Annotated in this window: 11 protein-coding genes; all 11 read left to right on the top strand. The window is 43.3% G+C overall.

Annotated elements, in window-relative coordinates:
- Positions 1–196 precede the first annotated feature (196 nt).
- The 11 genes from V7O63_RS10840 to V7O63_RS10790 all read left to right on the top strand — a co-directional run bounded on the left by V7O63_RS10840 (position 197) and on the right by V7O63_RS10790 (position 12,274).
- Complete coding sequence (locus V7O63_RS10840; RefSeq protein WP_340818549.1) at positions 197–835, top strand: hypothetical protein; 639 nt, start codon at positions 197–199, stop codon at positions 833–835.
- Positions 836–1,018: 183 nt separating this feature from the next.
- On the top strand, positions 1,019–5,311 hold the full coding sequence (locus tag V7O63_RS10835) for a hypothetical protein (RefSeq protein ID WP_340818548.1): 4,293 nt from the start codon (positions 1,019–1,021) through the stop codon (positions 5,309–5,311).
- Between the two features lie 243 nt (positions 5,312–5,554).
- A complete protein-coding gene (locus V7O63_RS10830; RefSeq protein ID WP_340818547.1) occupies positions 5,555–7,099 on the top strand; it encodes a hypothetical protein in 1,545 nt (514 codons plus the stop codon).
- Positions 7,100–7,143: 44 nt separating this feature from the next.
- Positions 7,144–7,740, top strand: coding sequence for an archaeosortase B (gene artB / locus V7O63_RS10825; protein WP_340818546.1), 597 nt, complete (start codon positions 7,144–7,146; stop codon positions 7,738–7,740).
- Positions 7,741–7,843: 103 nt separating this feature from the next.
- The gene (locus tag V7O63_RS10820; protein ID WP_340820837.1) at positions 7,844–8,107 is read left to right on the top strand and encodes a winged helix-turn-helix domain-containing protein; all 264 of its coding nucleotides are present in this window, start codon (positions 7,844–7,846) and stop codon (positions 8,105–8,107) included.
- A 203-nt stretch (positions 8,108–8,310) separates the two neighbouring features.
- Positions 8,311–9,057 carry an ABC transporter ATP-binding protein gene (locus V7O63_RS10815; RefSeq protein ID WP_340818545.1) on the top strand — a complete coding sequence of 249 codons (747 nt, stop codon included), beginning with the start codon at positions 8,311–8,313 and terminating at the stop codon, positions 9,055–9,057.
- Positions 9,036–10,259: a SufD family Fe-S cluster assembly protein gene (locus tag V7O63_RS10810; protein ID WP_340818544.1), complete on the top strand. Its 1,224-nt coding sequence runs from the start codon at positions 9,036–9,038 to the stop codon at positions 10,257–10,259. The genes V7O63_RS10815 and V7O63_RS10810 overlap by 22 nt, the downstream gene beginning before the upstream one ends.
- Positions 10,260–10,331: 72 nt before the next feature.
- A complete protein-coding gene (locus V7O63_RS10805; RefSeq protein ID WP_340818542.1) occupies positions 10,332–11,183 on the top strand; it encodes a hypothetical protein in 852 nt (283 codons plus the stop codon).
- Positions 11,184–11,480: 297 nt separating this feature from the next.
- The gene (gene rpl7ae / locus V7O63_RS10800) at positions 11,481–11,837 is read left to right on the top strand and encodes a 50S ribosomal protein L7Ae (RefSeq protein ID WP_340818541.1); all 357 of its coding nucleotides are present in this window, start codon (positions 11,481–11,483) and stop codon (positions 11,835–11,837) included.
- A gap of 22 nt (positions 11,838–11,859) precedes the next feature.
- On the top strand, positions 11,860–12,075 hold the full coding sequence (locus tag V7O63_RS10795; protein ID WP_340818540.1) for a 30S ribosomal protein S28e: 216 nt from the start codon (positions 11,860–11,862) through the stop codon (positions 12,073–12,075).
- Positions 12,076–12,085: 10 nt separating this feature from the next.
- Positions 12,086–12,274 (top strand): 50S ribosomal protein L24e, encoded by a 189-nt coding sequence (locus tag V7O63_RS10790; protein WP_340818539.1) that lies wholly within the window; start codon positions 12,086–12,088, stop codon positions 12,272–12,274.
- Positions 12,275–12,281 lie beyond the last annotated feature (7 nt).

Genomic DNA, 12,281 nt, shown 5'->3' with positions numbered 1-12,281 from the left:
TTTATACAGCAAAAATAGCTGATGTATGCACTATTTTATTGTAATGCCAAGATTTTAGAATCATTATTTGTCTATAGTTTTATGGGGATGTGTGACATATACTTGATAAGGGTCAAATTCGGGGAAGGGATAACTAACGAAATTAACGGTATTGGAAAAATTATATTCATTCGTTCCCTATTCGCTGAATAGGAGGATGATCGAAAAGAGGTTGAGTTTCAACCAGGCGAACAGGGATTTACTTTGCTCTGCCGTAGCTCTGTCCACACCTTCTCTTGATATTCAGAGAATAGTTGATGATGAGCTGGATAGTTGTGTCTCTTTTATTCCTTATTGTGCAAAACCCTCCGTCAATTACGTTTGTCCTGTATCTGATAATGTGATGATCAGGAAAAACAGGAAATGTTTGAAACTGGAAGGTAAAAAGTGTAATGTCCCCTGTTCCCTTGGTAGATTGGTTGACCTTTTAATGGCTAAAGGCTTCACGAAAGACCGGATATTTATAATTGATAGTGATTCCAATCTCTTTCCCTGGCTTGAAATGAAAAAGAGGGAAGGTTACAACTATTTTCTACCTGGGGTAGGATGTCATTATGGTGTAGGTTATGCATTGAAATATATCCAAAAAGAAATTGGCCTTGAAGGCTGTATGATATTCCTTAAGGATCAGGATCCTCTTGATAAAGGTCATGGTGTATGCAAGAATATCTTTGATTATAATAACATGGAAAGAACGGATAAAGGTAAAAGAACAAAGATAGATGATGAGTCCCTTAAAATAATTGAAGACATACTATCCGGAAAACTTGACCTTAAAGTTAAGGATCAAGATTAAAAAGCCTTTCTAAAAATCCCTTATATTTGCAACTTTTTCTTTCGGCTCTATGTTCTGGAACTATCCTTCTTCAGTATGCTGCGGAGGATTCCTACTGATATTTGTTTGCTACACTGCTAAATAGGGTTCTAGTTAAACTATTCCCTGATAGAAATAAATCTTTTACTTATAAGGGTGGGGCAAATGACAAAATATAATTTAATTTTTGTGATAGCTCTGGCAATGCTTGTGATATCGGGTACTGCAGCAGCTATTAGTGTAGATGGAGAGCGAAGTACGGGTGAATGGAGTGAAGACTGGAACTTTGGTCAGGTAAATGGTAGCAGTTATGATCCAAATGGTCCTTTCGGAGATAAAATGGTTGTATTCCAGAATGGAAGCTGGTATGATGAAGATCTTCCTGCTGATGCAGGTACCAACTTCAATGAGAATCTAAGTACTGAGGGTCCTTATCCCAGTGGATATGATATTAAAGGACAATATGCTCATTATGACATAATCAATGACACTCTGTATGGTATGTCCACTGTATATGGTCTTCCAGGTGATCTTGATGGTGATGGGAACATAATTGGACTTACTGAAAATGGTGATATACTTGGGCCGGTTACTGGAAAAGATATTACAGGAATCGGTCCCGGGGAACAATGGAGTATCATGATATCCCAGGGTGGTAAAGCACTGATGATAGTGATCACAAATAATAACTGGACTGTTAGCACAGTAGGTTTTACAGGACTGGATGAAAATGATGTGGTTGCAGCAAATAGCAATGCAGCTGGCCCTGATAACTGTAGTAGTTGTGTATATGAGATATCAGTACAGAATCTGTCTCAGTATTTCAATATGACTCCTGGTCAGGGATTCAGTGTGGCTTCAAGTGCCGGCGGAAACCTTGATATTGTAGGCGAAGATATTGCGGCAGTATTCTTTGAAATACCAAACCCTGTTATTGATATTGAAAAATCAACCAACGGTGAGGATGCTGATGAAGCACCAGGTCCAGGAATACCTCAGGGTAATGAACTACTTTGGACCTATGTTGTAACCAACACCGGTAATGTGCCATTGGAGAACGTATCTGTCACAGATGACAAACTCGGTCCAATTACTGACATAATCACGAATGGAAATGGTGATTCGACACTGGACCTCGGAGAGACATGGATCTATATTGCAACTGGAATTGCAGAATGTGGTCAGTACGAGAACAATGCTACAGCAGTTGGCTTCTTTGATGTTATACCTGTTTTTGATACTGATCCAAGTCACTACTTCGGTGAATGTCCTGACATCGATATCGAGAAAGCAACTAACGGCGAGGATGCTGATGTTGGTCCTGGTCCCGGCATTCCAGAGGGAGATGCTGTTACATGGACCTATGTCGTGACCAACACCGGTAATGTTCCTCTGAGCAATGTTGTAGTTACTGATGACCAGGGTGTTATCGCTGTCTTCCAGGGTGGTGATACCAATGCTGATGGAATCCTTGACCTTACTGAGACCTGGACCTATGAGGCCGAAGGTACAGCTGAATGTGGCCAGTATGCTAACATGGGTAATGTTACCGGTGATTCTGGTGACATTACAGTCACTGATGAGGACCCAAGTCACTACTTCGGTGAATGTCCTGAGATCGACATAGAGAAAGCTACAAATGGTGAGGATGCTGATATTGGTCCTGGTCTCGGTATCCCAGAAGGTGATGCTGTTATCTGGACCTATGTCGTAACCAATACAGGTAATGTTCCTTTGAGCAATGTTGTGGTTACTGATAACCAGAGCGTTATCGCTGTCTTCCAGAGTGGCGATACCAATGCTGATGGTATCCTTGATCTTACTGAGACCTGGACCTATGAGGCCGAAGGTACAGCTGAATGTGGTCAGTATGCCAACCTCGGTACCGTTACCGGTGACTATGGTGATGTCACTGTAACTGACGCTGATCCAAGTCACTACTTCGGTGAATGTCCTGACATCGACATTGAGAAAGCCACTAACGGCGAAGATGCTGATACTGGTCCCGGCCCCGGCATTCCCGAGGGTGATGCTGCTACGTGGACCTATGTTGTGACAAACACAGGTAATGTTCCTTTGAGCAATGTTGTGGTTACTGATAACCAGAGCGTTATCGCTGTCTTCCAGGGTGGCGATACCAATGCTGATGGTATCCTTGATCTTACTGAGACCTGGACCTATGAGGCCGAAGGTACAGCTGAATGTGGTCAGTATGCCAACCTCGGTACCGTTACCGGTGACTATGGTGATGTCACTGTAACTGACGCTGATCCAAGTCACTACTTCGGTGAATGTCCTGACATCGACATTGAGAAAGCCACTAACGGCGAAGATGCTGATACTGGTCCCGGCCCCGGCATTCCCGAGGGTGATGCTGCTACGTGGACCTATGTTGTGACAAACACAGGTAATGTTCCTTTGAGCAATGTTGTGGTTACTGATAACCAGAGCGTTATCGCTGTCTTCCAGGGTGGCGATACCAATGCTGATGGTATCCTTGATCTTACTGAGACCTGGACCTATGAGGCTGAAGGTACAGCTGAATGTGGTCAGTATGCCAACCTCGGTACCGTTACCGGTGACTATGGTGATGTCACTGTAACTGACGCTGACCCAAGTCATTACTTCGGTGAATGTTCTGGAATCGACATAGAGAAAGCAACTAACGGTGAAGATGCTGATACTGGTCCCGGCCCTGGCATTCCAGAGGGTGATGCTGTTATCTGGACCTATGTTGTGACCAACACTGGTAATGTTCCTCTGAGCAATGTTGTAGTTACTGATGATCAGGGCGTTATCGCTGTCTTCCAGGGTGGCGATACCAATGCTGATGGTATCCTTGATCTTACTGAGACCTGGACCTATGAGGCTGAAGGTACAGCTGAATGTGGTCAGTATGCCAACCTCGGTACTGTTACCGGTGACTATGGTGATATAACTGTAACTGACGTTGATCCGAGTCATTACTTCGGTGAATGTCCTGATATCGATATTGAGAAGGCTACCAATGGTGAAGATGCTGATACTGGTCCCGGTCCCGGTATCCCTGAAGGTGATGCTGTTACGTGGACCTATGTTGTGACCAACACCGGTAATGTTCCTTTGAGCAATATTGTGGTTACTGATAACCAGAGCGTTATCGCTGTCTTCCAGGGTGGCGATACCAATGCTGATGGTATCCTTGACCTTACTGAGACCTGGACCTATGAGGCTGAAGGTACAGCTGAATGTGGCCAGTATGCCAACCTCGGTACCGTTACCGGTGACTATGGTGATGTCACTGTAACTGACGCTGACCCAAGTCATTACTTCGGTGAATGTCCTGACATCGACATCGAGAAAGCCACTAACGGTGAAGATGCAGATAGTGCTCCGGGACCTACACTGGATCGTGGTGATGCTGTTACGTGGACCTATGTCATTGAGAACACAGGTAACGTCGATCTTAGCAATATCCAGGTAAGTGACAACATCCTTGGAACTGTTACCACTATCATCGATCAGGGAGATGGTGACGATATCCTTGCAGTTGGTGAGACCTGGACCCTTGAAGCTACCGGCACAGCCGAATGTGGTGACTATGCAAACATCGGTACTGTTACCGGTGACTATGGTGATGTCACTGTAGCTGATGAGGACCCAAGTCACTATAATGTCGTCTGTATACCTCGCATTGATATTGAGAAATCAACCAATGGCGTTAATGCCGATGTTGCACCTGGACCAACACTTGTCTACAAGTCAGATGTTATCTGGGAATATGTTGTCACGAATACAGGTAATGTACCTCTTACCAATGTGACCGTCACTGATGACCAGCTTGGTATCATAACCACTATCACTGATCAGGGAAGTGGTGATGATACGCTTATGCCAGGTGAGGTTTGGGTCTATCAGGCAAACGGAACCGCTGAATGTGGCCAGTACGAAAATATTGGTGATGTTGTGGGTCATTATGGTGCCATTCCGGTGACCGATGAAGATCCAAGTCATTACAATGTGGAATGTGGACCTGACATTGATATTGAGAAATATATCAATGGAAATGATGCTGATCAGGCTCCTGGAATTCTGCTTGCTGTGGGTGATGGGATCATCTGGACCTTTGTTGTGGAAAACACAGGCAATGTTCCATTGGAGAACATAGTTGTTGTTGATGACAAACTGGGAACGATCTCCCCTTCAAGTATTATTTCAAAGAGCATCAACAATGATGATATTCTTGATCCGGGTGAGGTATGGACATACGAGCTAAGTGATAGCATGCAGGAATGTGTTCCACAGCACACGAACACTGCAGTTGTTACAGGCGAGTTTGAAGGCAATGAAGTTACAGATGAGGATGCAGCTAATTACTACTGCCAGCCTGTAGTACCACTGTTGAGTCCTGTTGGAATGATGGTATTCATATCATCTCTTGGACTGGTAGGGTCATTCTATCTTAGAAGGAGGGATTAATTCCTCCTTTTATTTTCTTAAAATAAGTTCTGATTTTACCTGGCATCAACAATTAAACTTTTTTTCCATAAATTTTTTGAAGTAGGGTATTCCTTTTATATTTGTTTTAACTTGAAATGCATTTTCAGGAACATTTTTACTTAAAGATAATACTGAACTTTGTTTGCTGCATCGATATATATTGTGCTGACTAAATCATTATTGAGTAATATACTCTTTATAAGTGATATGGGAGCGGAAAATATGAACAGATTACATGTAATGTTCGGAATATTGGTAATTCTATTCTCCGTCCCCAGTGCCATGGCAGCAATAACCGTGGATGGGGTGCGTGGAGTGGATGAGTGGGACGAGAACTGGGCTTTTGGGCAATCAGAAGGTACTGGTTATGATGTAAATGGTCCTTTTGGAGATAAAATGGTTATATTCCAGGATGGGAATTGGTATGATGAGGACCCACTAACGGATTCAGGTACGAGTTTCTCTGAAAGTATGGCCACTGAAGGTCCGGCTGAAAGCGGATATGATCTCAAGGGTTTCTATGCACGTTATGATCCTGTAGGCGATGTACTCTACGGTATGTCTACGGTATATGGTCTCCCGGGTGATCTTGATGGAGATACAAGTATATCCAGCGTTGTAGATAACGGTGATACCGCAGGTGCTGTTACTGCACGACCTATCACAGGTATTGGTATTGGTGAACAGTTCAGTATAGTTATCAGGCAGGGTTCACAGAGAGTTCTTCTACTTGTTACTAACAATGATGTGAGCGTAAGCGTTCTGGAAGGTTCTTTCCCTGGTTTCGATGAAAATGATGTAGTTGCTGCCAACAGTCAGAGTGGAGATGCAGTATATGAGATATCGGTAGCAGGTCTTAGCAATTATTTCGACCTTACAGGCGGTGAAGAATTCGAGGTTGAAGTAACTGCCGGAGGAAACCTTGATATTCCTGGTGAGGACCAGGCACTTATAACTATTGTAGTTCCAAATCCGGATATTGATATTGAGAAGTCAACAAATGGAGTTAATGCTGACAATCCACCTGGTCCTGAACTGGTGAATGGAGCTGATGTCACATGGACATATGTGGTAACAAATGAAGGAGATGTGCCACTGAGCAATGTGGTCGTCACAGATGATCAGGGTGTAGTTCCAGTCTACCAGAGTGGTGATACTAATGGTGATGATATCCTTGACCTTACTGAAACCTGGACGTATGAGGCTGAAGGTACGGCAGAATGTGGTCAGTATGCCAATATTGGCGATGTCATAGGTTTCTATGGTGTAATTCCGGTAACTGATGAGGACCCAAGCCACTATATTGTAAGGTGCGAACCTGATATTGATATTGAGAAGCACACCAATGGAATGGATGCAGATTACCCCAATGGTCCTCAGATCGAGGTTGGTGAGACCATAACCTGGGAGTACTTCGTAACCAATAATGGTGATGTACCATTGAACAATATCGTTGTTGTGGATGATATGATCGGTACGATCGGTGACGATAAGATCGTTGACAAGAGCATTAACAATGATGACATCCTTGATGTAGGGGAAGTATGGACCTATGTTGTCACTGACACCCTTGATGACTGTATCCCTCAATATGAGAACATTGCCGATGTTACTGGTGAAGATGATCAGGGTACTGTCGTAACAGATGAGGATCCAAGTCATTTCTACTGCCAGCCTGTTGTCCCGATACTGACACCTGTTGGTATACTGGCTATGATCGGTGCACTCGGTTTCCTTGGAATGATCACACTGAGAAAGCGTGATTGATTCCATCTTCTTTTTTAATAGTTCCTTTATTTTCCGGAGGATATATGGCTAATAAAGGCAGGAAACCAAAGGGTACCAGGAAGCACAAGGGAACAGAAATGGATTCTGTTCCTTCAATACACTTAAAGGACTATTTACCATCTTTTCTTGCCCGGCATGAAAATATCATTGGATTCGTAGGTCCTTATTTGTTGTATATTGCACTCTTCACAGCGATCTATATAATTTTTCAGGATAGATTCACATTCCTTAGTGCGATGACTGCAAATGCTCTTTCAGTTCTGATGTCATTGTTCGGAGTGGATAGTTTTGCATCCGGTCAGTCAGTTTACATGAATGGCTTTTCTGTAATGGTCATAGATGAATGTACAGGGATGTATGAACTATTGGTCTATGCTGGCTGTGTGCTTGCTTATCCGACCACAATGCGTAAAAGATCACTTGGTATAGTTCTGGGTATACCTGCAATGCTGACAATAAATATGTTCAGGCTTGTATTCCTTTCCTTTGTGGGTTTGATGTATCCTTCACTTTTTAGTTATGTGCATTATTACCTGTGGCAGGTGACGTTTATTTTTCTGATCATCCTGCTCCTGCTATTATGGATAGAGAATGTCGTCAAGAATGGAGCTATTGAATGAAAGTAATTAACTACGGGTAATTATGGGGTGATATGGTCGATGTGATGCTCTGCTTTGGGATCGATGACCTTTGATGGTATGTCTATCCCGGACATATTCATAGATTTTATTTTTTATTGTATATCGGGGGTGTGATAATATAATCAGAAGAAGTAAGACAGCCATAAGTGTGGAGATCTTAAGGGCTGCATTAGGGGGAGCGAAAAAAACACATATTGTCTATCAGGCGAATCTCAACTTTGAAGTTGTCAACAGGTATCTTTCATATTTATCTGAAAGGGGTTTGATAGAACAGAAAGATAATATCTACGTTACTACCAATAAAGGAAAGGAATTCCAGGAAATTGCTAAAGAACTGGGTTTGTGAGTGATAAGTGAGGCTAATCGATCATGTTCACTCTCTAACTCACTATCTTTTTATATATTCATCATGTTGCTGCCAGTGTGATCTGTCATTCTATTTTAAAATTTCAATAGCTTTTTAACCGATAACCAGTATAATAAAGCACCATTCCCACAGACCTGATGTCATATGGGTATATTATTATCACAAAAAAAGGAGGCCAAATTATGCTGGAGATCAATAATCTAACAGTTGAGATCGGCGGCCGAAGGATACTGAAAGGCGTCGACCTGGATGTCGAAGCCGGTTACACCAACGTTCTTTTCGGACCGAACGGTGCGGGTAAATCCGCACTTCTGATGACCCTGATGGGGTTCAGTGGTTATGATGTTGTAGAGGGAGAGATAATCTTCAAAGGAGAGGATATAACCAATATGTCGGTCTACGAAAGAGCGCAGATGGGTATGGGTATAATGACCCAGAGACCACCCAATATGAGTGGTGTCAAACTCTATGACCTGCTGAATGTCATCTCAAAGGACATAAAGGATACAGAGGAACTTGCTGATACTCTGGACATGGTCCGGTTCTTTGAAAGGGATGTCAATGTAGGATTCTCAGGTGGAGAGATCAAGAGATCGGAACTTCTCCAGCTTTCTGCACAGAACCCTGATTTCATACTTCTTGATGAACCTGAATCAGGTGTTGACCTTGTAAGCATCGAGCAACTGGGTCAAACCATAAACCAGCTTCTTCAGAAAGACTGTAAATGTGCAGGTGACAGGTGCAAACATGGCAAATCATCGCTGGTCATTACACATACAGGTCAGGTTCTCGACTACATCGAAGCTGACAGGGGATATATCCTTTGTAACGGAACAGTCATGTGCTCAGGAAACCCACGCGAGATGCTCACAGAGATAAAGGAACAGGGATATGAGGAGTGTATCAAATGCAAGCTGATGAAGATATGAGAAAGAAGGCTGAAGAAGCTCTCAAAAAGTCCGCAACATACGGTGAGGACTTCGATCTGAATGATTACGGACTTGCATCAGAGGAAGAAGAACGGGCTGATGACCTTGAAGAACTCAGTGAGGAGGACCAGAGAACACTCCTTAATGTCGGGTTCACACCTTCTGAGGATAACAGGGCAGGCAGCTTTATAATGCTCAACAATGCTGTGACACATTCATCCCTGCGTGATGATGATGTTGTGGAACTGATGTCCTTAAGGGATGCTATGAAGGTCCATGACTGGGTAAAGGACTATTCATGGAAGCTTGTAGAGCCGGATAAGGATAAGTACACTGCAATGAGCTACCTTCAGGATGCGAACGGATATTTCATAAGGGCACCGGCAGGCAAGAAGTCAAAGATGCCTGTACAGACATGTCTTCTTATTGGTTCCAAAGAGGTATCCCAGACCGTTCACAATATTGTTATTGTGGAAGAGGGAGCTGAACTTGATGTGATCACGGGCTGCTCTACAAAGCATGGTGTTGACAAGGGACTTCACCTTGGTATCTCCGAGATGTATGTGAAAAAGGGCGCTACTCTTAATTTCACTATGATCCACAACTGGGGTGAAGAGATAGGTGTCAGGCCAAGAACTGTTGTTCATGTAGAAGAAGGCGGTTCATACATCAGTAACTATGTCACCCTTAAACCTGTGAAGTCAGTTCAATCCTATCCAACTGTGATCCTTGAGGGAAAGGGTGCATTTGCAAGATTGAACACCATAGCTGTGGCACATCCTGGATCAGAGCTCGATCTTGGAAGTAAGGTAGTGTTCAATGCAGAGGATACGAAGGCCGAGCTTATCTCAAGAACCATCACCACAGGTGGCGATGCTATTGCCCGTGGTGAGATGGTAGGTAATGCCAACAATGCCAAGGGTCATCTTGAATGCCATGGTCTTGTGCTCGGTGGTGGAATGCAGAGAGCGATCCCTGTACTTGAGGCCAATGTGGAGGATATCGAACTGTCACACGAAGCTGCAGTTGGAAGGATCGCAAGGGAGCAGATCGAATACCTGATGGCAAGAGGTCTTACCGAGGAAGATGCCGTAGGTATGATCGTAAGAGGATTCCTTGATGTCGGTATTCAGGGTATTCCTGATGAACTCAAAGCGGATATCGATGCTACAATAGCAAAGATAGGGGAGAATGCTATCTGAAGTTTCTCTCTGATATTATTTTTTTCATTATTTTTATCACATTTACGAAATAAAATTATATGAGGAGAATGAATGAATCAAAAATACGCAGCATTGTTTCTGGCTGCTATCATGGTAATGTCTGTTTTTTCATTTTTTGTTGCCAGCTTAATGGGTGATTCCGGCACTGATGAAGGAACAACGGACATAGAGGATGCACCGGGCTTTGAAGTTATCGAAGGAACACATTTTAATGCAGAACTGGATTCAGTTTCAGACGGACTTGCATTTACTCCCGGATCTGTAACGAATGCAATATATGTGGATTATTCCCGTACTTATGGAACTCCGCTTCAGGATTATAATGTGACTGATCTGTATGTCTATTATAACACAATGATGATCAGAAGGTTCTCAGCATACAATGTAGGATCAAATTTCGGATTCGAGGCACATATACTAAATCCTGAGACAGTGGGCTTTAATTATGTGGTTTCTGACAATTACAATGGATATTCCCTTCTGTCAAGAGGATCAGGTGTCTTCAATGTGATCGGAACACCTACCCTTCTGGGAGATCAGGCTACCCTGGAAGATATAATAGATGTAAAGTCAGGTACAGCTACTGCATCAACTGATTTCACGGAGATTCTGGGCTATGCTGACTCAGGAGCTGAATATCAGATAGTCACTTCAGTAGATCCGCTTGCAGATCAGCATTATCTGGAGTACAGGAACATGGGTGATGGTAACTACTCAAAGACCGAGATATTCCTTAATCCACTGGACACTACTGTTGACTCTATTTCAGGACTTGAGGCCAATAGTACTGAAAGGGGCCTGGTCTATAATACCAGCACCTTTGATGATGGCAGGATCGTTAAAGTTGTGGTTACGGCCAATACGTCTAATTTCCTGAATCTGGTCACAGAACAATACTACTAAGGATCACTAAGGATCATGGATGGGATACCAGTTCCCATTCGTTCTTTTTTCCCTTTTTTCTGCCACAAGGTTTATACCTGAACAGGTTATTTAATGACTCCAATTGCGCATTCTGTAAAAACGTATAAATATGAATGCAGTGATCCACAGCCATTACTTTGGCATAATAAGTTGTGTCAGTTAATTTATTGATATGAATTGTTACGATCGTAATTGGCCAAATTAGCCGGCTTTCCGGCACCCAATGAATAATGAAGAACCATGAGTAAACAGCATGGTTTCGAAGGAGAAAATAATATGGCAGCTAAATTTGACGTTCCAGAAGAACTCGTTAACAAAGCACTCGAGAGTGTAGAACTTGCAAGAGACACAGGCAAATTAAAGAAAGGTATCAATGAAGTTACCAAAGCTATTGAGAGAGGCATCACAAAGCTCGCAGTAATTGCAGAGGATGTCGACCCAGCCGAGGTCATTGCACACATCGCACCTCTCTGTGAAGAGAAGAACGCAGCATACATCTATGTAAAGGAACAGAAAGAGCTCGGTGCAGCTTGTGGAATAGGTGTTGCTTGCTCTGCAGTAGCTATCATTGACGCTGGTAAGGGCGCAGAACTCGTAGATGACATCGCACAGAAAGTAAGTGCACTTAAATAATACTGATACGTGAGGTATCGTTATGGCAGATGAAGATACAGGCTTTGCGGCTGAGGTCATTGACATCATCGGTAACACCGGTATGCATGGTGAGGCCAGCCAGATCCAGTGCCGCGTACTTGAAGGACGTGACAAGGGTCGTATAATCACCCGTAATTGTGTTGGTCCTGTAAGGATCGGTGACATTTTGATGTTGATCGAGACCTCCAGAGAGGCCAAGAAACTGACTACCAGATGAGGTGACTATAATGGAACAGAGAAAATGTTCTTTTTGCGGTGAATTACTTGAGGCAGGAACAGGTAAGCTCTTTGTAAAGAAGGATGGTTCTACCTACTATTTCTGCTCATCAAAATGCGAAAGCAACTTCAAACTTGGAAGGTTACCAAGGCGTACCGTCTGGACCGAACAGGGCAGGATCTACCTGAAGAAAGCATGATCGGGTG

Source organism: Methanolobus sp. WCC4 (assembly GCF_038022665.1).
In the GTDB taxonomy this organism is placed as follows: Archaea; Halobacteriota; Methanosarcinia; order Methanosarcinales; family Methanosarcinaceae; genus Methanolobus.
This window is presented reverse-complemented; position numbering and strand designations above follow the sequence as displayed.